This window comes from Phenylobacterium sp., assembly GCF_031425575.1.
GTDB lineage: Bacteria > Pseudomonadota > Alphaproteobacteria > Caulobacterales > Caulobacteraceae > Phenylobacterium.
This window is the reverse complement of record NZ_JANPJP010000106.1, coordinates 1-18,618: the sequence shown is the minus strand read 5'-3', so window position 1 is coordinate 18,618 and position 18,618 is coordinate 1. Positions and strand designations below refer to the sequence as shown.

Sequence of the window (18,618 nt, the reverse complement as noted above, 5' to 3'; positions counted from 1 at the left end):
AGTTCTTCAGGATCTGGCGATGGGCGGGGTTTGGTGTCGATGACGCAGAGCGTCCCAAGATTGTGGCCGTCGCTGCCGGTCAGGACCGCGCCAGCATAGAAGCGGATTCCCAGATCGCCAGTCACAAGGGGGTTGGAGCTGAATCGCGGGTCGCGGGTCGCGTCCTCCACCACCAGGGTCGCACCGGGCGCCAGAGGCAGGGCGTGAGCGCAGAAGGCTTGGGAGCGCGGCGTCTCCACCGCGTCCAGGCCGTGGCGGGACTTGAACCACTGCCGCTCAGCATCGACCAGGGACACCAGGGCGATGGGAGCCTGGAACAGATCGGCGGCGAGCGCCGTCAGTCGATCGAAGGCCGGCTCCGGAGCGCTATCAAGGACTTGATAGTCGTCGAGGGCGCACAGCCGCGCGGCTTCTGATAGCTCGATCATGACTTATCCGTCGCCCCAGAGTCTCAACTCCATAAGACGGGCGATGATGTAGCGATAAGGTTACCGAGGCTGAGACAAAGCGCTGTTGCGTCAAAGGGCCTCCGCCACAGGACCCTCGCGCATCAGGAAGGCGAGGATCTCGGCCACCGCCACGAACAGCCGCTCTGGAATCTCGCTGTCGACCTCGACCTTGGAGAGCGCCTCGGCCAGCAGGGGATTGTGCTCCAGCGGCACGCCATGGGCCTGCGCGGCGGCGATGATCCGCTCTCCCACCAGGCCCCGGCCGGCGGCCACCACCCGGGGCGCGCCAGGGGCGTCATACGTCAGGGCGACGGCCAGGCGGAGGTCCTTGCTCATGCCGACTGGTCCACCAGCCGGCCCGAACTCGTGGCCGGCGCCGGCGGCGGCCCTGAGTGGACCGCCAGTTCCAGCTGCAGGTTGGCGGCGGCCAGGGTCTGGGCCAGCAACGGCTGGGCGGCGCGCAGGCGCTCGGCCGCGTCGGGGCGAAGCACCCAGAGGCTGACGCGGGCCAGGTCGCCGTCGAAGGCCACCTGGGCGTCGACAGGACCGACCGGCTCGAAGTCGACAGAGAAACGCGCCCGCCAGAGCGGCTCGCGCTCCTCGTCGCGGGCGCGCCCTTGACTGTCGCGGCTGATTTCGAACTGGGCGACGCCAGGCCCCTGCGGGGTCTGCAGCGGGGTCTCGAACATCCAGCGGGTGGGCTCGTTCGGCTTGTCCGGTTCGGGTAGGGAGGCGAGCTGCAGGAGATCGAGGTGGGCCAGGGCGCCTTGAGTCTCCGCGGCCAGGGCTTCCCCGATGGCGGCGGCGGTGGCGTTCACGGGCAGGCTCGGCAGGGCGGCCTTCTGGGCCGAGGTTGGCGCGCCGCCATAGGGCGGGCGAGGGGTGGCGCCGGGCGCGCGCCGGGTGGCGGGGCCAAGCGCCTGGCGCAGGACCAGCAGGGCGGCCTTGAGATCGCCGCCGAGCGGCGAGGTCTCGGGGTCGCTGGCGAGGTTGGCTTCCAGGAACAGGCCCGACGTCTTCAGCGCCCGCTTGATATCGGCGCCCCGCACCTCCGGGTCCAGCGGAACCAGCTGGGTCAGCATCTGCAGGGCCGCGGCCCGCGCCGGCGGCGAGAGGACCTGGGCGCGGAGGGCCTGGTTGAGATCGGCCATCAGCGGGGCCAGGCCGCTCTGGCGGGTCAGGGCGGTGCGCAGGGCCTGGGCCATGGCCTGGGCGGGGGTCTGCGGCAGCAGTGGCGCGAGGCCCGGCTGGGAGGAGGTCGTGGGCGCAGCGACCCGGGTCGGCCCCTCGACCAGCTGGGCCGGATCGACCGCGTCGGCCTCCACGGCGCGCTGCATCTCGCGCAGCAGCTGGCCGCCTTGAACACGGGCGACAGGGCGCGCGGGGGTAAGCGCCGGCACCTGTGCGGCGGTGGGGATCGTTCCTAGGGGTGCGACCTTCATGGCGCGGCCTGGCTGGACACGGGCTGATTCTACGGGCGGGCGGGTGAAGCGGGCCTTAAGACGACCTGCCGGTGCGGCGCACCGTCAGGTCCGGTCGATCATCGGGCCGGTGTTTTGGCTGTCGCCGGAGCCTGATAGGGCAGGTAGCCGCGCTCGACCATCCGGCGCATGGCCTCATAGGCCTCCGCCAATTCCTCATAGGCCTGGCGCAGGCGGCCCAGGCGGGAAATCTGCTCATGGCTGGGGCTTCCGGACTCGCTCAAGGCCAGGGCCTCCTTCACCCATTGGGCGCGGGCCATGGCCACGGCCACCGCCATGCGCTGGAACTGCTGGGCGTCGGCATGGCCGAGCACCGCGCCGATCACCTCCTTGTTGGAGGCGAAGGCGGTGTAGTCGATCTGCTCCAACTGACCGCGCAGACGGCGCTGGGCGTGAGGGTGTTCGTCCGTGTCCTGCGGCTCGAAGTGATCGGTCGCGTGCCGATGGAAGCTGGATGCGCGGGTGGCCATGATGGTCTCCCTTTCTGTTCGGTCAGCATCCTAGGCGACTCAGGCCTTAAGAGCCGTTAAAGGCCGACGCCCTCACGGCGGGGGGCCGAGAACTTCTCCACTGGCGCGAAGCGCCGCCTTGGGGCCTTCTGCCGCCGGGGAACAACCACGGGGAATCGGCATGGCCGCCAAGCGTCTGAGCCCAGGCTTCATCGTCGCCATCTGCTTCTGCATCGCAGCCCTTGAAGGCTACGACATCCAGGCCTTCGGGGTCTCGGCGCCGCACATGGCCCCGGAACTGGGGCTCAACCCCGGCCAGATGGGGTGGGCGGGCAGCGCGGCGATGATCGGGCTGGTCATGGGCGCCATCACCGGCGGCTGGTTCGCCGACCGGGTGGGACGCAAGCCGGTGCTGGCGGTCTCGGTGGCGGCTTTCGGATTGTTCTCGGTGGCGACGGCCTTCGCCAACAGCTTCGAGACCCTGACGGTGGCCCGCCTGCTCACCGGCATCGGGTTCGGCGGGGCCATGCCCAACCTGATCGCCATCGCCACCGAGATCAGCACGCCCGCCAAGCGCGCGGCCACCACCACCAGCATGTTCTGCGGCCTGCCGGCGGGCGGGGCCTTGGTGTCCCTGCTGGCCAGTCACGGCGGCGAGGCCGTCGACTGGCGGATGATCTTCCTGATCGGCGGCGCCCTGCCGCTGCTGCTGGTCCCGGTCATCCTGCGGCTGCTGCCGGAGACCCGGCCCGAGCATGATCCCGCCGCCGACCGCGGCCTGGCCAAGGGCTTGTTCTCCGAGCGCCGTGCCCTCACCACCTTCCTGATCTGGCTCGTGTTCGGCCTGAACCTGCTGGTCACCTACCTGCTGCTCAACTGGCTGCCGACCCTGGTGGTGGCCAAGGGCTTCACCGCCGCGGACGGCGCCGCTGCGTCCCTGTGGTTCAACGCCTTCAGCGTGATCGGCGCCCTGCTGCTGGGCTGGCTGGCGGACCGGGTCGGTTTCCGCTGGCCGCTGCTGGCGGTGTTCCTGGTCCTGGCCGGCGCCATGTATGGTCTGGCCCAGGCCACGGGCCTGCCGGCCATCTTCGGCTTCGCGGCGGCGGCGGGCTTCACGGTGGTGGGGGGGCTCTACGTGCTCTACGCGCTTGCTCCCATCTACTACCCCGTCCATGTCCGGGCCGCCGGCGCCGGGGCGGCCATCGCGGTGGGGCGCCTGGGCTCCATCGCCGGCCCCCTGATCGCCGGCGAACTGCGCGGGGCGGGGTACAGCGCCGACCAGGTGTTCCAGTCCATGGTCCCGGTGGTGCTGGTGGGCGGGATGGCGGTCCTGGCCCTGTTGAGCGTCGGCAAGCCGGTGAAGGACTAGCTCCGGATCGCCGCCATGGCGGCGCGCTTCACCGGATCGGGCAGGGTGGTGAACCAGGCCTGGGGCGAGAGCCGCTCCCCCACCATCCGCCGTCCGTTCTCCGCCAGCCGGCGGCCCAGCTCGGGCGTGGTGCGCAGTCGCTGCAGGGCCTCGGCGGCGGCGGCGGTGTCGGGGTCGGCCCAGGTCTGACCGGCATAGATGCCCTGGCTGTCCTGCACCGGGATCTGGTGGAAGGGGATCAGCATGGCGCTGCTGGCGTCCATGAAATCGAGATTGCCCGACCAGCCGGTGGCGATGACCGGGGTCCCCAGCGCCATGGCCTCGGCGGGGGTCAGGCCAAATCCCTCGGCGCGGTGGAGGGAGATCAGAACGTCGGCGCCGGCGATCAGGCTCTTGACCTGGGCGTAGGGCCAGACGGCGTCCTCGATGGTCACATTGGCCGGGGCCAGGCGGCGTAGGCGCGCTAGATGGTCAGGGAAGAGGTGTCCGTTCTGGGTCTTCATCAGCAGGCGGACGGTGGGGTCCTCACCGAAGGCCTGGGCGAAGGCGGAGATAACCCCGTCGGGGTTCTTCCGCGCGGCGGCTGAGTTGAAGTCAAACAGGCTGACCGCCAGGAACTCCGCCGTGCGCGGGGCGGGGACGATGTCCCGGTAATCCTCGAGGAATAGGGGATGGGGCACCACCCTGACCGGCGCGGCGGCGCCCTCCAGCGCGCGCGCCGTGTAGCTGCTGGGCGCCCAGACGCCGTCCACCAGGGCGGCGTCCTTCAGCCAGATGTCGGGCGCCTTGGGTAGTTCCCAGGCCCAGTAGCCGTAGCGCGGGCCGAGCACGCGCCTGGGGCCGAGATGGGCCAGGGCCGCCAGCAGCTCGGGGGCGTTGAGATGAAAGATCCAGGGACCGGGCGCGGGGGTGGGGCCGGCCTTGCCGATCCAGTCCAGCTTGGCCCCGGAGACATCGATGGTCTCCACCGGGACGCCGAGCGCCTCGAAGGCGCGGACGGCGAGGCGGCCCGAGGCGGCGATGCCGTGGGAGCCCTCAAGGAAGCCCACCACCCGGATCGGCCCACCCACGGCGCCGGCGGCGTGGGGCGCCCGGGCGGAGGATCGGACATAGGCCGAGAGCGCCTTGGCCAGCAGAGGCTGGGCGGTCCGGCGCAGGCTTTCCGGAGCCAGGCCGCGCCAGACGCGGCGCGCGGTGGCGAGGGGGCTCATCGGCGCGCCGAACGCCACGAGACGCCGTGGGCCAGCAGGGCGATGGCGTCGGCCGGGGCAAGGCCAGGCTCGGTCTGGAACACCACCTCGCCGACCTGAGCGGGGGGCGGGGAAAGCTCGCCGGAGGCTGTCCGGAAGTTGGTGGTGACGGTCTCGAAGACCGGCGCGCCCACGGTGTCGGTCCAGCGTTCCATCACCATCAGGGTCTCGCAGGCGCCGGTGGCGGCAATGCGGCGCGCGACGGTGGGGGCGTGGCGCACGGTGAGGCGGGCGAGCTGGAAGACGGGGTGGCCGCGGGCGGCGGCGGGCAGGGCGGAGAGATCTATGCCCACCTCCGCCAGACCCCCGCCGATCAGCCAGCGCAGGAAGGCGAAGCGCTGACGGAAGCTGGCCAGGGGAAACAGCCGCTGCAGGTCGCCGCGGTCCTCCCAGATGGCCAGGAACAGGCGCGGAAAGGGCAGGCCCCTGGCGAGGCGGGGTACGGGCGTCTCGAGGCCGGGATCGGTCAGGCCGTGCGGCCAGCCTGCGCGGTCGGCCAGCCCATAGGCCGCGACCTGCAGACGGGCGTCCGGCGCCTCGCCCACCCCATAGCGGGCCGCGCGGGCCACCAGGCCGGGATCGAGGACGTCGGTGGGCAGCAGGCGCGCGTCGAAACGGCCGGCTAGGGCCTCGGGGCCCAACAGCCAGGCGCGCAGGCCCTTGTCGTCGGAGGCGAAGCGATCGCGCAGGTCCTTGCGGGCCGCGAGCATGGCGGCGACAGCGGCGGCCGGGTGGGCCTTCAGCCAGGCGGTGAGGTCGGCTGAGGATCCCAGCCAGGGACCTTCCGGCGGCGTGAGCGGCAGGCGGGCGGGGCCGCCCTCCGCGGCGTCCAGCCAGGCCTGCGCCGCCGGGGTCAGGCCGCCGCCGAAGGCCTCGCCGGTCCGCGCGGCCTGCAGCATCCGGCGACGTTCCTGCGGGGTCACCAACCGGCCGGAGGGGAAGGCGCGATGGCCGTAAGGGGTGGCCCTGGCGGCTGCGTGGCCGTTGCGCAGCATGGCGCCCGCATAGTCCTTCAAGAGATCGGCCAGGGCTGAACCGGTCGCGACCTTGATGCGGTCCTGGTGCTTGGAGAGTAGGTCGGGCCGGGCCGGATCGAAGCCCGAGAAGTGGAAGAATCCCAGGCGCTCGCCGTCCACCCGCCAGCCGCCGGCTTGGCGGGAGACCTCACGGCCCTCCAGGTTCCAGTAGGCGAGGTTGAGGGCCGGCGTCCGAAGCAGGGCAAGGTCGCTCACCAGGCCCGGAGCCAGGTCCATCCACTTCTGGTCGGTGAAGAGACCCGCCGCAAAGTCGACCCGGCAGTCGAACTCCAGCTTCTCCGCCCACCAGTCCAGCAGGGCCTCGATCTGCGGCTCGTCGCGCACCGCCATGAAGCCGAGATTGTAGGCGCCGGAGGTCAGGATGACGTGATCGTTGGGGTTGGCGTTCCCGCGCAGCGGACGGGTCATGTGCGGGGTGAGAACCAGGGGCGCGCGGGCCAGGCCCTCGCGGACCTCGGCGAGCGGCCGGTAGACGTAGATGTCGGGATCCAGATAGACCACCGAGGCCACACCCGGCTCAGCCAGCAGGGTTCGGAACGCGTGGGGCTTGACCGCGGTGTTCAGCTCCAGGGCGTCGTAATAGGCGCACATGGCCGCGAACTTGGGCGTGAAAGATCCGGCCTCGATCACCCGCACGCCCGGATCGGCGAAGGCGATGGGGCCGTCGGTGGCGATGACCACCCGGGCGACGCCGGGCTCGGCCACGGCGAGGCTTTCCATCAGCGTCGCCGCCTGGGCCGCGTAGTTACGCGAAACGATGGTGAAGACGACGTCCAAGATACTTAGCGCCCGGCCCTTGAGAGAGCTTGTCTAGCAGCCGCCCGCGCCCGCGTCAGGCGTCGGCGAGCAGGTCGTCGAGGTTCTTCACGTGGGTCACGGGGGAGGCGAGCCCGCCCTTCATCACCATGACCTTGTTGCAGTAGAGGCGGATCAACTCGATGTCATGCGAGGCCAGGACCAGGATGCCGGCCCGCTCCATCAGCGACAGCAGCCGCTTGTGGGCGATCTTCTGGAACTGGGCGTCGCCGACGGCGATCCATTCGTCCATCAGCAGGACGTCGGCGTCGACGGCGGTGGCCACGGCGAAGGCCAGGCGGGCCTGCATGCCGGCGGAATAGGTCTTCAGCGGCATGGCCAGGAAGGGGCCAAGACCGGTGAACTCTCCGATCTCCTCCAGCTTGTCCTCGATCTCGCGGGCGCTCAGGCCAGCGATGCGGCCGCGCAGGCGGATATTGTCCAGGCCGGTGGCGGAGGGGTCGATGCCGAGGTTGAGGTCCAGCAGGGAGGCGATCTGGCCGTGGATCTCGATCTGGCCCTCGTCGGGCTCATAGGCGCCCGATAGCGCGCGCAGCAGGGTGGTCTTGCCCGAGCCGTTGTGACCGATCAGCCCCAGGCGGTCGCCGGCCTTGAGCTTGATATTGACCTTGGAGAGCGCCGTGACCTCGGTGGCGCCGGTGAGCGAGGAGCCCAGGCGGCCGCCCACGGTGACCGTGGCCAGGCTCTTCTTCAACGACTTGGCGTCCACCCCGTAGACGGGGAAGCGCAGGGTCAGGTCGCTGACCGTGATCGAGACCTGGGGACCCTTCATAGGTAATGGACGATCCGGCGCCGGGTCAGGGTGAAGGCGGTGAAGACACCGATCCACCCCAGCACCGCAAGCAGGGCCAGGATCGGGTAGGTGCCCGAACCGGTCTCGCCGCCCATCAGGGGCGCCCGGATACCGTCGATCATGTGGAAGAAGGGATTGAGCATCAGCAGGGCGTGGGCGCGTCCGCCGCTCATGCGGCCCGGTTCCCAGAAGATCGGGGTCATGAACATGGCGAACTGCATGATCGAACCGACGATCTGCGGCACGTCACGGAAGCGGGCCGAGGCGATGCCCACCGCCATGCTGGCCCAGGAGACGTTGAGCATCACCAGGAGCAACCCCAGCAGGGCCATGGGCACGTTGGCCACCTTCCAGAAGCCGAACCAGACCAGCACGGCGACCACGATGACCAGGTGGTGGGCCAGGGTGATCAGGTTGCGCAGCACCGTGCGCCAGACGAAGGTGAACATCGGCAGGGAGGTCTGGCTGAGCATGCCCGAGGCCTGGACGAAGGTGTCGCAGCCCTCGGTGATGACGCCGACAATGACCCCCCAGAAGACGATGCCAAGCGCCACGAACGGCATGTACCTCTGGATCGGAACCTTGAAGATCTCCGCGTAGAGAAAGCCCATGCCCAGGACCATCAGGCCCATGGAGAGGGTGATCCAGAAGGGGCCGAGGATCGAGCCGCGATAACGCGAGACGATGTCGTGCCAGGCCAGGGACCAGGCCAGGCCGATGCGCTTCGTCGACGCCTTGAGGTCGGCGAACGCCATGCCGAACTCGTGCAGGGTCCCGTGGCGACCCGTGCGCAGCATGTGTTCCGCGATTTGCATCAACTCTCCCGACGAGGCCGCTGGTAACAGGTCGCATTTTACGGCGCAAGCGTGGCGCGGGGCGGCGATTCCCCTCGGAATCGGATCGAAATCGCGCGATTCGCTAGAGCTCGCTCTCGTCCTCGAAAGGCGGGGGGCTGGTCTTCATGTGCGCGTGGTCGGCGCGGTACTGGTTGAAGTGGCGCCGCTGCGCCGGCGAGGGCTGGACGGTGTCGCGCACCAGGCCGCCATAGGCCAGCTCGCGGGTGGTGCGTTTGCGGACCACGAACTCGATTCCGCACTCGCCGATAGGGGTGAGCGTCTGGTCGAAGCGGGGCAGGTCGTAGCGGAAGGTGGAATTCAGCAGAGCCAGCCGCTCGATGTCGGCGGCCTCGCCCAGGTCCGACAGCAGCTCGACCAGATTGATGGATTTCTCGCTCCAGGACCTGCTTTTCAGCACCGTGAAGGTCCACTTATGATCGCGGTTGTGGGTCGAGGGGAAGACGCCCTGCTCGTAGAGGTCCTCATCGGGGACGGTCACCACCAGGAAGCCGCCCGGCTTGAGAACCCGGAACCAGGAGGCGAGGCCTTCCTTGGGGTCCACGAGATGCTCCAGGCAATGGCTGGAATGAACGAAATCCAGGCTCTCGGGCGCCAGGCCGGCCAGTTGCTGGGCGTCGCCGTCCTCCCAGTCCCAGACCCGCACGCCGGTGAGGGCTGGAAAGAAGGACGCATAGAGCGACAGGGGGTCGGGCTTGCCGCCGATGTCGAGGCCCTCGCCCACGAACCAGCGCCGGGCGAAATTGGGGTCGGCCATGCGCCGGACGATGGATTTGGAAAGCTCTTTCACGTCTCGGCTCTAGCTGTTTTCGCCGTTCACCGCACCACCCAGGATTCGACGCCGGTTGCGGTGAAGCGCGCCGACTGGGCCGCGCCACCGAAGTTGGTGAGCAGCCGCTTCAGGCCATCGCGCCTGGTGGGGTCGATCAGGAACATCATGAAGCCGCCGCCGCCGGCGCCGGAGACCTTGCCGCCAAAGGCGCCGAAGGCCTTGGCCTCGGCATAGACCTCGTCGATCCGGGCCGAGGACATCTTGGTGGCCGTCAGCTTCTTGGCCGCCCAGCCGGAATCCAGCAGCTGGCCGAAACGCTGCAGGTCGCCCGCCGTCAGAGCCTGGCGCATGGCGTAGGCGCTGGCCTTGATGTCGTGCAGGGCCTGCAGGGAGGCCGGAGCCTGGGCGCGCATATTGGCGGTCTGCTCCTCGATGATCGAGGCCGACTCCCGCGACACGCCGGTGAAATAGAGGACGAGGGACGCCTCAAGCTCCTTCATCACCGTGGGCTCGACGCTCACCGGCTCGACGTCCACGCGGTCCTCGGCATGGAAGTGCATGACGTTCAGCCCGCCGAAGGCCGCGGCGTACTGGTCCTGGTGCCCGCCGGCCAGGCCGAGGTCGCGGCGCTCGATGTCGTAGGCCAGGGCCGCCACGGCCTGGGCCGTCATCTCGATCTCGAGGAACCGCCGGAAAGCCTCCACCATGGCCACCACCAGGGCCGACGAACTGCCCAGGCCCGAGCCCGGCGGGCAGTCGGCATAGGTGGTCAGGGTCAGCGGGATGGCCCGGCCGCCGGCATGCTGCGCCATGAAGCGATTATAGACCCCCTTCAGCAGCCGCAGGGGCTCGTCGGTGGGCAGGGGGCTTTCCGCCGCCCCGTTCCAGAAATGTTCTCGGTCGGCGGCCACCAGACGGACCTGGCCGTCGGTGCGCCGCTCCAGGCTGACATGGGCGAACAGGTCGATGGCCGCGTTCAGCACCACACCGCCATGCTCGTCGCAATAGGGGGAGACGTCGGTGCTGCCACCGCCAAAGCCGAGCCGGAGCGGTGCGCGGGCGCGCACCAGGTCATGGGGCATGAGTGTCGCCGGTTGGTGGACGTTGCCCCCTCCGGGTAGTCGCAGGCCGGGCGCTTTGCAACCTGCCAGGAGCCGTGTATCCGACCGGGGAAGGAAGCTCTCGATGCCGCCGACCGAATCCGACGCCGTGATGGTCCAGGCCCGTTCGGCCCGGCCCTTCCTCGCGCCCGCCTCGGCCCTGCCGAGCCTGGAGGACTCCGGGACCTGGATCGTCATCCCCTGCTACCGGGTCCGCGACCATATCCTGAAGGTGATCGCCAAGGTGCCGGTGTGGGCCGAAGGCATCGTCTGCGTCGATGACGGCTGTCCCGACAGGTCCGGCGACTTCATCGAGGCGGCCAAGTCCGATCCCCGGGTGGTGGTGGTGCGGCTGTCGAAGAATCGCGGGGTCGGCGGCGCGGTGCTGGCGGGCTATGCCGAGGCCATCCGCCGCGGCGCCCGCGTCCTGGTCAAGGTGGACGGCGATGATCAGATGGACCTGGGCTACATCCCCCATCTGGTGGCGCCAATCCTGCTGGGCGAGGCCGACTACACCAAGGGCAACCGCTTCACCTCCATCAGCCACCTGAAGTCGATGCCGGGCGTGCGGGTCTTCGGCAACGCCGCCCTCAGCTTCGCGGCCAAGGTCTCCACCGGCTACTGGAACGTCTTCGACCCCACCAACGGCTTTACCGCCATTGAGGGGTGCGTGGCCGACCGGGTGATGGAGAAGCGCATCTCCCAGCGATTCTTCTTCGAAACCGACCTGCTCTATCACCTGGGCACCCTGAGGGCGGTGGTGCGCGACGTGCCGATTCCGGCCCGCTATGGCGAGGAGGTCAGCAACCTGCGGATCGGGGCCATCGTAGGCCCCTTCGCGCTGAAGCACCTCACCAACTTCTGCCAGCGGGTCATGGGACAGTACTTCGTGCGCGACTTCCACGCCGCCACGCTTGAGCTGATCTTCGGCGCCCTCTTCCTGATCTTCGGCGCGACCTACGGCCTCCACTGGCTGGCGACGCGGGACCCGGGCCAGACGGCCTCGGCCGGCGTGGTGATGGCCGCCGCCCTGCCGGTGATCGTCGGCACCCAGATGCTGCTGCAGGCCATGAATTTCGACGTGCTCAACACCCCGTCGCGGCCGATCCACCCCTATCTGCGCACCATCCGCCAGATGGAAGCCGGCGAGCACGGCGCGTGAAGGCGCTGGACTACCTGCTCTGCGCGGGGTTCGCCGTGGCCCTGCCCATCGGCCAGCTGCTGTTCAAGTGGGCGGCCCTCTATCAGGCCCAGATCGCCGGGCCCATGCCGTGGAAGCTGCTGAAAAACGTCCCACTGATGGGCGCCTTCGGCTGGTACGGACTGACGGCGCTCGTCTGGTTCTACATCCTGACCCGCACGCCGCTCTCGACCGCCTACGCCTTTTCGATCCTGGGCTCGGCCCTGGTGCCGCTGATGGCCTGGGTGATCTTCAAGGAGCCGGCCAGCTGGAAGTTCGCCGTCGGCTACGGCCTCATGCTGGCGGGCTTCCTGGTGATTCTGCAGGCCAAGCCGTCCTGATCGCGGCCGCCACCTCGGCGTAGGTCACCCCATACATGCGCTCGTAGAGCAGGGGTCCCGCATGTGGGCGTTCGGTCACCCGGGTTGTCCGAAGGGACTGGTAGCCGAACCCGCGCACCAGATAACCGGCGAACATCACCGGCCAGAGCCCGAGCCAGGTTCGGGCCTGGGAGGGGAAACAGCGAACGCCGGCCGCAAAGGCGAGCCATTCTTCCAGCGACATCCGCACGCGGATGCGTGGGCCGTTCTCCGTCAGCGGAACGCCGGCGCGAAACAGCCGGCCCGGCAGTCGGGGGCCATTGTAGAGGCTGAAGTGCTCGACCGGCGCGCCGCCGGCGATCCAGATCGCCAGGGCCGCGCAGGCGTCGTGATCCATGTGGCCGCCTTCCCAGGCGGTGACAAAGAGGCGGTCCACCGTTCCGATCCGCGCCAGTTCGGCGGCGAGCAGCTCGCGGAGTCGCGGCAGATGACGGTGGACCTGACCGTCCCAGGCGCCCGATCCGGCGCCGACGTGGACAATGTGCTCGGCCGCAACGCCCAGGCTGGCCAGATAGGCCCGGGTCTCCAACAGCCGCCGCGCCGCGAGGCCGGGGTCGGCATAGTCGGCGACATAGAGGAAGCGCTGTTCGGCTTCCATCTCCACCAGCCTGCGGATCAGCGGCGTGGCGAAGTACTCGTCGTCGAAATGGGCCAGGATGTGGACGATGGTCATGGTCAGTAGGGGTCGAAGTCGAGGAAGCCGATGGCCGTCTGGGCCGGATCCAGGCGCTCCGGCGCGGGGCCGCCCAGCCGCCGGTAGATCAGGTTCAGGGGCGACGGGCGCAGGCGCTGCGGCAGGCGCAGGAAGCCCTGGGCCGCGAGGTTCACCCGCGGCTCCAGCCCGATGAACAGCGAGGCCAGGCCGGCCGCGCCGCCGGGCTCCACCAGGCCCTCGCTGACGAAGCCGACGCAGGCCACCAGGGGCAGGTGGGTGGGCGCGGCGATCACCGTCAGGCCGTCGCGGTCGCGCACCCCGTAGGCGCTGGCGGGATTGGCCAGCCGCCAGGCCAGGCGGCGGGGTGTCCAGTCGATGCGGAAGCCGGCGGCGGCGGCCTCGAACCGCTGGGGCTGGCGCAGGAGCAGGCCGGCCTCCAGGGGCGCCACCAGCTGGAAGCCCAGCTTCTTCAGGAAGCCCGGCGTGGAGTTGGCGTTGGCGACCCCCATGACGAAGCCATGTCCGGCGTCCGCGCCCGCCGCATAGGTCGCCTGGGCCAGCCGGGTGAACAGGCCCTGGCCGGCATAGTCCGGGTCGGTGGCGGTGTTGAGCGACAGCAGGCCACGCACTGAGGCGCCGTCGATGCGCGCCGTGGTGGGGCAGGTGACATAGTGGGCCGCCAGGCGCTCGCCGTCCCAGGCGTCGAACCCCACCACCTGGCCGTCGGGATTGTCGCGGTAGCGCCAGGCCAGGGCCTGGGGCGTGAACTTGGGCGCGTCCCCGAACACCTTTCCCAGCAGGGCCGAATAGGCGGCGAGCTGCTCGGCGGTGACGCCGGAAGCCCGAATCTGGAGGTTTGGCGCGGTCGTCATCGGAGGTGGATCATGGAAGCGTCGCTGCGCCGCGGCAACGGACGGTTTTTGCACCTTCTCAGACGGGCCGGCCGGCCCTACCTCTCTCAGGGGATGGGGAGCGGGCGCATGGCGCGACGGGGTCTGGATCTAACCGCCGACGACGTGGTGCGCGGCCTGCTGATCGCGGGCTTCCTGGTGATGCTGGCCGGGGCCATGCCCGGGCACCTCTCCCCCGATTCGATTTCCCAGCTCCATGAAGGTCGTATGGGAACCCGGGAGACCTGGGGACCCGCCGCCTACGCCGCGGTGCTGGCCGCCTTCGACCGCGTGGTGCCGGGAACGGCGCTCTATCTGGTGGGCAGCGGGTTTGTGCTGTTCGCCAGCCTGCTGGGCCTGCGCGGCCTGCGTCCGAAGGCGTCCTGGGCCGCGGTCCCGGTGGCCCTGCTGTTTCTCGCCTCGCCGATCATCCTGGTGTTCCAGGGTGTCGTCTGGAAGGACGTGCTGTTCGCCAACCTGGCCATCGCCGGCTTCTTCCTGCTGGCGCGGGCGAGCGTCAGCTGGCCCGCGCGGCAGCCGCCCTGGATCGTGCTGGCCGGAGCCCTGCTGGCCCTGGCGCTGGCCGCCCAGGTCCGCCAGAACGGGATCATCGTCGTCCCCTTCGCGGCCCTGGCCCTGGCCTGGACGGTGCGGGGCGAGGGGTGGCGGCGCAGCCTCATCTGGGGGCTGGGCTCCCTCGTGGCCATCATGGCGGCCTCCCACCTGATCGGCGTGGCCTCCCAGCCGACCAAGGCGGGGCCGGACAAGGCCGGCGGCGTCGGCGTCCGCATTCTGCAGCATTACGACATCATTGGCGCTGCGGCCCACGACCCGAACCTGAAGCTGACCGTCTTCAACGCGGCCGACCCGGAGGCCGAGACGGTGATCCGCACCCGCGGCGTGCCGATCTACACCCCGGTCCGCATCGATTATCTGGACCTGGACCCGGCGGTCGGGGGGGTGCTCTGGCGCCAGAGCGACAAGGTGGTCGCCGCCCAGTGGCTGGACATCGTGCTGCGCCACCCCGGCGCCTATCTCGCCCATCGGTTCGACGTGTTCCGCTGGGTGTTCCTGACGCCGAAGATCGACAGCTGCCTGCCGCTGTTCGTCGGCGTCGAAGGGCCCCCTGACACGCTGCAGAGACTGGAGATCCCGTCCGGCAAGGACGCCTCGGATCGGGCTCTCTACAACTACGGTACCTGGTTCCTTGATGGGCCGCTGTTCTCGCACCTGAGCTACGCCTTGGTGGCGGTCCTGACCGCCGTCGCCCTGCTGCTGCGGCGAGATCGGGCCGACACAGCGATCATCGCCCTGATGGCGGCGGCCCTGGCCTTCACGGCGAGCTTCCTGGCGATCTCCATCGCCTGTGACTACCGCTATCTCTACTTCCTCGACCTGGCGGCCATGACCGGCCTGCTCTACCTGGCGCTCGACCCGCCGGTGGCCCAGGTCCGCCGTCTGCTGAGGCGCTGACATGACCCTCCCGCGCCTTCTCTCCCTGGCCCTCGTCCTGACGCTGGCGGCCTGCGACAAGCCCGCGCCGCGAACCCTCCGGCTGGAACCGGTCCCGCGGCCCACCCTGCCGGTGGAAAAGCCGGTCGCGCCGACGACTCGGGTGCAGCCGATCAGCTGGGACGCCGACCAGCAGACCTTCCGCCTGGGGACCACCCCCCTGAAGTCGGTGCGGATGTGGACCTTCGAGGGCGCCAGCGACGGATTTGTCCTCACCGGTGGCATCACCGGCCTCGCGCAGAACGCCGGCCTGCGGGTCACCAACCAGGCGCCCGACCCGGCCCTGCGATCCCCCAGCGGCTTGGAGATCAACGGCGCGCGCGGATCCCTGGTTCTGGTGCGCCTGACCCGCAAACAGACCAGTCCGGCCTGGGACGGGACGCTCTATTATTCGACCGCCGATCACGCCGAGAGCCAGGCCTTCTTCGCCAGGCCGGTGATCGGCGGGAGCCCGGCGGTCAACGAGACCCTGATCCTGGCCTTTGACATGGCCCACCCGACGGGGGGCGGCGACGACTGGACCACATCCCTGATCAGCCAGATCCGCCTCGACACCGACGATTCGCCCGGCGGGGCCTTCGTGATCCGGCAGATCGCGGTGACGGAGAATCCCGGGCGGGAGGCCCTGGGTCTGACGGTGGCGAAACCCAAGTCCGCCGAACAATCCCCGCCTAAGCCATAGCCAGCTCGTCCAGCCGAGCCGTGTAGCGCAGGCCCACGGCCCGGGCGCTGAAGTGGGTGCGGATGTGGCGGCTGGCGCGGCGGCCGAGCGTGCGGGCCTCCGCCGGATCGTCGAGCATACGGGCCATCAGCTGCACGGCGTGGTCGACATGGGCGTCGGCCCAGACCTGACCCTCGGGGAACAGGTAGGCGTCCTGCGGCACCAGGATCAGGTCGTAGTCCACCAGCAGGCTGGTCTGCGGCGTCATGAAGTCCAGGTTGCCGGAATAGCCTGTCGCGATCGCCACTCGACCCAGGGTCATGGCCTCAGCCGGGCCGCGCCCGAAGCCTTCCGAGCGGTGCAGTGAGACGAAGGCGTCGGCGCAGCGGATCAGGTTCTTGTTCTCGTTGTCGCTGAGCTCGCGGGTGATCCCCTGGGCGCGCCCGCCGAGCGCGGCCAGGCGAGCCTCCAGGGCCTTGCGGGCCGGGTTCTTGTCGTCGCCGCCCTTGTACTTGACGATGGCATGCAGGGGCGCGGCGGGCCGCAGGGCGCAGAGGCGCTCGAAGGCCTCCAGCATGGCCAGCGGGTTCTTGCGTTCCGAGAACGAGGAGAAGTCGAAGGAAAACAGCACCACGAAGGCGTGCTCGGGGATGCCGAAGACCCGGCGGCCCAAGAAGCTGGACAGGGTCAGCTCCACGGCGAGCGGCATGTGGAGCACCGGCCTGCTGACCGCCGGCGCGATGGCCTGAGCGATGAAGTCCGACGGCGCCCAGACCTCGTCGAACCGCTCCAGGATGCGGGCCCAGGGTTCGGGGTATTTGGCCAGCTCCCAGGCCGGATAGATGATGTTGTAGGCGCTCTCGAAGGCGGCCTTGGACCCGGTCGCCTCCAGCACCCCCATCGCCTGCTCCACCTCGTTGGCGTTGATGCAGAAGAGATTGGTCGTCGGGCTGAGCCTCGGGACCACGTGGGGCGCGAACTCGCGCTCGAAGTCAGGGTCCTTGTTGCGGTCCATGCCGTAGATGTCGATCAGGCCCGTCGTCACCCCGGCGGCCTTGAACGCCCGCCAGGCCGAGCGGACATGTTCGGCCATGCCGATGGCCGAGAAAGGGTGGCCCACCAGGACCAGGTCGCTCGTCATGACTTGTCCAGCAGGTCGGCGTCGGCGGCGTTCTTCACGGCCTCCAGCCAGCCGTGGCCGAAGCGCTGGTCGGGCTCCAGGTGGGCGCCCTCGGCCCACTCGTTCCAGGCGTTGATGAACACCAGGCGCTCGTCGCCGAAGTTCTGCCGCCGGGTCTCGGCGAACATCGCCTCCAGCCAGGCCTGGAACGCGCCGGGCGTGGCGTGGTGGTGCGACCAGCTGTTGTCCTGGCGACGCGCGGTGTTGTCCCAGCCGGGCATCGCGCCGCGGAAGCGGGTGTGGGGTGGCGTCGGCTCGGCCATATAGCGGCGCACGATCTGGCGGTAGTCGTTCACCCGGCCCTCGAAGCGGGCGTTGTAGAGCGGGCCCGGCGGATGGATCAAAGCCTGAGTGCCGGCGGGTGGGAACTCGACGCTGGCGTCGAAGCCAAGGCTGGTGGGATCCGTGCCGCCGCCGGCCATCTCGAAGCTCTCGACATAGGCCAGGTAGATCTCGCCGACGCCGTTCTTCGCGCACCAGTCGCGCCAGTGGGCGGCCCACGCCTTGGCGTCTGGCAGCAGGCCCGGGCGATACAGCAGCACAAGCGGCTTGCCGTTCACCCGGATGTAGTTGGGCCGTTTGAGGTAGGGGCCTATCTCGGCGATCAGAGCCTCGGCGTCGCCGTCCTCATAGGTCTGGGCCAGCAAAACGTCGTTGGACTGGCCGTCCCAGGTGCGGGTCCAGTTCTCGTTTGCCCAGCACAGGCAGAAGGGGAAGTCGCCCGCCGCGCCGGTCAGCAGGTGCTCCAGAGGCTTTTCCAGCACCCGGCGGCCACCGGAGAACCAGTAGAAATAGTGGCAGAAGCCGCCGATCCCGTACTGTGCGGCCAGTTCCCCCTGGCGCTGCAGGGCGCGGGGGTCCGACAGGTCGTAGAAGCCCAGGTCGGCCGGAAGGTGGGGCTGATAGTGGCCGCGGTAGTTGGGCAGGGCCCGGGTGACGTTGGTCCATTCGGTGAACCCCGCGCCCCACCAGCGGTCGTTCTCGGGGATGGCGTGGAACTGCGGCAGGTGGAAGGCGATGGTGCGCACGGTGTTCAGCGCCTCCAGCCGCTCGCCCCAGCGCTGCACGAAGGCCTGCTGGTTGCGGGTGGCCAGCCGGTGCTTGTAGCCGACGTCGATGGAGTTGGCGGTCACCGACAGGTGGTGGACGATCTCCGAGGTCGGCTCATAGATGATCCGCAGGCCACGCTCGCGCAGGCGGAAGCAGAGGTCGGCGTCCTCGCAATAGGCCGGCGCGAAGGCGATGTCGAAACCGCCCAGGTCGGCGAACACCTGGCGGCGCACCGCCAGGCAGGCGCCCGAGGCGTAGTCCACCTCGCGGCGCACGTTCCAGCGGGGCAGGGACGGATCGTCGAAAAGGCCGATCATTTCCGAGGCGCCGTCGACGCCGATGCGGGCGCCGGCCTCCTGCAGGCGGCCGTCCGGGAACAGCATCTTGGGCGCCGTGGCCCCGACACCGGTTTCCTCATCGAAGGGTGAGAGCAGGGCCGCCAGCCAGCCGGACCGGACCTGGACGTCGTTGTTCAGGAAGATGACGAACTCGCCGGCGGCGGCCTCGGCCGCCCGGTTGCAGGTGCGGATGAAGCCGAGATTCTCCGCATTGGTCAGGACCCTCAGGCCCGGGACCGTGGCCAGCAGGGCCGAGGTCGCGTCGGCCGAGGCGTCGTCGATGACGATGATCTCGGCGCTCTCAAGTCCCCCAGCGGCCTGCAGCGAGGCCAGGCATTCCAGGGTGAACTTCAGATTGTTGTAGGCCGGGATCACGATGGAGGCGCGCGGCGTGGCCGGGGC

The 18,618-nt window shown here is 69.7% G+C and carries 19 protein-coding genes; 5 read left to right on the top strand and 14 right to left on the bottom strand.

Features of this window, described 5'->3' with window-relative positions; all coding sequences use genetic code 11:
* The 4 genes from RMO97_RS05920 to RMO97_RS05905 all read right to left on the bottom strand — a co-directional run.
* A partial coding sequence (locus RMO97_RS05920; RefSeq protein ID WP_310539602.1) for a GAF domain-containing protein occupies nucleotides 1–428 on the bottom strand: 428 nt, incomplete at its 3' end.
* 90 nt (nucleotides 429–518) lie between these two features.
* The gene (locus RMO97_RS05915) at nucleotides 519–785 is read right to left on the bottom strand and encodes an EscU/YscU/HrcU family type III secretion system export apparatus switch protein (protein ID WP_310539601.1); all 267 of its coding nucleotides are present in this window, start codon (nucleotides 783–785) and stop codon (nucleotides 519–521) included.
* A complete protein-coding gene (locus tag RMO97_RS05910; RefSeq protein WP_310539600.1) occupies nucleotides 782–1,891 on the bottom strand; it encodes a flagellar hook-length control protein FliK in 1,110 nt (369 codons plus the stop codon). Before RMO97_RS05910 ends, RMO97_RS05915 begins: the two co-directional genes overlap by 4 nt.
* Before the next feature lie 98 nt (nucleotides 1,892–1,989).
* Nucleotides 1,990–2,400, bottom strand: coding sequence for a hypothetical protein (locus RMO97_RS05905; protein WP_310539599.1), 411 nt, complete (start codon nucleotides 2,398–2,400; stop codon nucleotides 1,990–1,992).
* A gap of 160 nt (nucleotides 2,401–2,560) precedes the next feature.
* On the opposite strand from RMO97_RS05905, the gene RMO97_RS05900 reads away from it, so the two are divergent.
* Nucleotides 2,561–3,748, top strand: coding sequence for an MFS transporter (locus RMO97_RS05900; RefSeq protein WP_310539598.1), 1,188 nt, complete (start codon nucleotides 2,561–2,563; stop codon nucleotides 3,746–3,748).
* Here RMO97_RS05900 and RMO97_RS05895 read toward each other — a convergent pair.
* The 6 genes from RMO97_RS05895 to RMO97_RS05870 form a co-directional block, all read right to left on the bottom strand.
* A complete protein-coding gene (locus RMO97_RS05895) occupies nucleotides 3,745–4,959 on the bottom strand; it encodes a glycosyltransferase (protein ID WP_310539597.1) in 1,215 nt (404 codons plus the stop codon). The two genes, RMO97_RS05900 and RMO97_RS05895, sit on opposite strands and share 4 nt — an antisense overlap.
* On the bottom strand, nucleotides 4,956–6,812 hold the full coding sequence (locus RMO97_RS05890) for a hypothetical protein (protein ID WP_310539596.1): 1,857 nt from the start codon (nucleotides 6,810–6,812) through the stop codon (nucleotides 4,956–4,958). Before RMO97_RS05890 ends, RMO97_RS05895 begins: the two co-directional genes overlap by 4 nt.
* Nucleotides 6,813–6,867: 55 nt before the next feature.
* Nucleotides 6,868–7,623, bottom strand: coding sequence for an ABC transporter ATP-binding protein (locus tag RMO97_RS05885; protein ID WP_310539595.1), 756 nt, complete (start codon nucleotides 7,621–7,623; stop codon nucleotides 6,868–6,870).
* Nucleotides 7,620–8,459: an ABC transporter permease gene (locus RMO97_RS05880; RefSeq protein ID WP_310539594.1), complete on the bottom strand. Its 840-nt coding sequence runs from the start codon at nucleotides 8,457–8,459 to the stop codon at nucleotides 7,620–7,622. The genes RMO97_RS05885 and RMO97_RS05880 overlap by 4 nt, the downstream gene beginning before the upstream one ends.
* Nucleotides 8,460–8,562: 103 nt before the next feature.
* Nucleotides 8,563–9,288: a class I SAM-dependent methyltransferase gene (locus RMO97_RS05875; protein WP_310539593.1), complete on the bottom strand. Its 726-nt coding sequence runs from the start codon at nucleotides 9,286–9,288 to the stop codon at nucleotides 8,563–8,565.
* A 26-nt stretch (nucleotides 9,289–9,314) separates the two neighbouring features.
* Nucleotides 9,315–10,352: a dehydrogenase gene (locus RMO97_RS05870; RefSeq protein ID WP_310539592.1), complete on the bottom strand. Its 1,038-nt coding sequence runs from the start codon at nucleotides 10,350–10,352 to the stop codon at nucleotides 9,315–9,317.
* Nucleotides 10,353–10,455: 103 nt separating this feature from the next.
* On the opposite strand from RMO97_RS05870, the gene RMO97_RS05865 reads away from it, so the two are divergent.
* The gene (locus RMO97_RS05865) at nucleotides 10,456–11,532 is read left to right on the top strand and encodes a glycosyltransferase family 2 protein (RefSeq protein WP_310539591.1); all 1,077 of its coding nucleotides are present in this window, start codon (nucleotides 10,456–10,458) and stop codon (nucleotides 11,530–11,532) included.
* On the top strand, nucleotides 11,529–11,891 hold the full coding sequence (locus RMO97_RS05860) for a hypothetical protein (RefSeq protein WP_310539590.1): 363 nt from the start codon (nucleotides 11,529–11,531) through the stop codon (nucleotides 11,889–11,891). The genes RMO97_RS05865 and RMO97_RS05860 overlap by 4 nt, the downstream gene beginning before the upstream one ends.
* On the opposite strand, the gene RMO97_RS05855 is transcribed toward RMO97_RS05860, so the two are convergent.
* Together RMO97_RS05855 and RMO97_RS05850 are read right to left on the bottom strand one after the other, a co-directional pair.
* Nucleotides 11,845–12,603, bottom strand: coding sequence for a PIG-L family deacetylase (locus RMO97_RS05855; RefSeq protein WP_310539589.1), 759 nt, complete (start codon nucleotides 12,601–12,603; stop codon nucleotides 11,845–11,847). The genes RMO97_RS05860 and RMO97_RS05855 overlap by 47 nt on opposite strands.
* Nucleotides 12,604–12,605: 2 nt before the next feature.
* Nucleotides 12,606–13,457, bottom strand: a complete 852-nt coding sequence (locus RMO97_RS05850) for a GNAT family N-acetyltransferase (RefSeq protein WP_310539588.1) — start codon at nucleotides 13,455–13,457, stop codon at nucleotides 12,606–12,608.
* Nucleotides 13,458–13,565: 108 nt separating this feature from the next.
* On the opposite strand from RMO97_RS05850, the gene RMO97_RS05845 reads away from it, so the two are divergent.
* Both RMO97_RS05845 and RMO97_RS05840 read left to right on the top strand, forming a co-directional pair.
* Complete coding sequence (locus tag RMO97_RS05845) at nucleotides 13,566–14,948, top strand: hypothetical protein (RefSeq protein ID WP_310539587.1); 1,383 nt, start codon at nucleotides 13,566–13,568, stop codon at nucleotides 14,946–14,948.
* 1 nt (nucleotide 14,949) lies between these two features.
* Nucleotides 14,950–15,669, top strand: coding sequence for a hypothetical protein (locus RMO97_RS05840; protein WP_310539586.1), 720 nt, complete (start codon nucleotides 14,950–14,952; stop codon nucleotides 15,667–15,669).
* On the opposite strand, the gene RMO97_RS05835 is transcribed toward RMO97_RS05840, so the two are convergent.
* Both RMO97_RS05835 and RMO97_RS05830 read right to left on the bottom strand, forming a co-directional pair.
* On the bottom strand, nucleotides 15,659–16,789 hold the full coding sequence (locus RMO97_RS05835; protein ID WP_310539585.1) for a glycosyltransferase family 4 protein: 1,131 nt from the start codon (nucleotides 16,787–16,789) through the stop codon (nucleotides 15,659–15,661). The genes RMO97_RS05840 and RMO97_RS05835 overlap by 11 nt on opposite strands.
* On the bottom strand, nucleotides 16,786–18,618 hold a 1,833-nt coding region (locus RMO97_RS05830; RefSeq protein ID WP_310539584.1), incomplete at its 5' end, for a glycoside hydrolase family 99-like domain-containing protein. The genes RMO97_RS05830 and RMO97_RS05835, both read right to left, overlap by 4 nt.

Excerpts from the sequence above, each read along its gene's own strand:
- RMO97_RS05915 (WP_310539601.1), bottom strand. The coding sequence starts at position 785 with ATGAGCAAGGACCTCCGCCTGGCCGTCGCCCTGACGTATGACGCCCCT.
- RMO97_RS05910 (WP_310539600.1), bottom strand. The coding sequence starts at position 1,891 with ATGAAGGTCGCACCCCTAGGAACGATCCCCACCGCCGCACAGGTGCCG.
- RMO97_RS05905 (WP_310539599.1), bottom strand. The coding sequence starts at position 2,400 with ATGGCCACCCGCGCATCCAGCTTCCATCGGCACGCGACCGATCACTTC.
- RMO97_RS05900 (WP_310539598.1), top strand. The coding sequence starts at position 2,561 with ATGGCCGCCAAGCGTCTGAGCCCAGGCTTCATCGTCGCCATCTGCTTC.
- RMO97_RS05895 (WP_310539597.1), bottom strand. The coding sequence starts at position 4,959 with ATGAGCCCCCTCGCCACCGCGCGCCGCGTCTGGCGCGGCCTGGCTCCG.
- RMO97_RS05885 (WP_310539595.1), bottom strand. The coding sequence starts at position 7,623 with ATGAAGGGTCCCCAGGTCTCGATCACGGTCAGCGACCTGACCCTGCGC.
- RMO97_RS05880 (WP_310539594.1), bottom strand. The coding sequence starts at position 8,459 with ATGCAAATCGCGGAACACATGCTGCGCACGGGTCGCCACGGGACCCTG.
- RMO97_RS05870 (WP_310539592.1), bottom strand. The coding sequence starts at position 10,352 with ATGCCCCATGACCTGGTGCGCGCCCGCGCACCGCTCCGGCTCGGCTTT.
- RMO97_RS05865 (WP_310539591.1), top strand. The coding sequence starts at position 10,456 with ATGCCGCCGACCGAATCCGACGCCGTGATGGTCCAGGCCCGTTCGGCC.
- RMO97_RS05855 (WP_310539589.1), bottom strand. The coding sequence starts at position 12,603 with ATGACCATCGTCCACATCCTGGCCCATTTCGACGACGAGTACTTCGCC.
- RMO97_RS05850 (WP_310539588.1), bottom strand. The coding sequence starts at position 13,457 with ATGACGACCGCGCCAAACCTCCAGATTCGGGCTTCCGGCGTCACCGCC.
- RMO97_RS05845 (WP_310539587.1), top strand. The coding sequence starts at position 13,566 with ATGGCGCGACGGGGTCTGGATCTAACCGCCGACGACGTGGTGCGCGGC.
- RMO97_RS05840 (WP_310539586.1), top strand. The coding sequence starts at position 14,950 with ATGACCCTCCCGCGCCTTCTCTCCCTGGCCCTCGTCCTGACGCTGGCG.
- RMO97_RS05835 (WP_310539585.1), bottom strand. The coding sequence starts at position 16,789 with ATGACGAGCGACCTGGTCCTGGTGGGCCACCCTTTCTCGGCCATCGGC.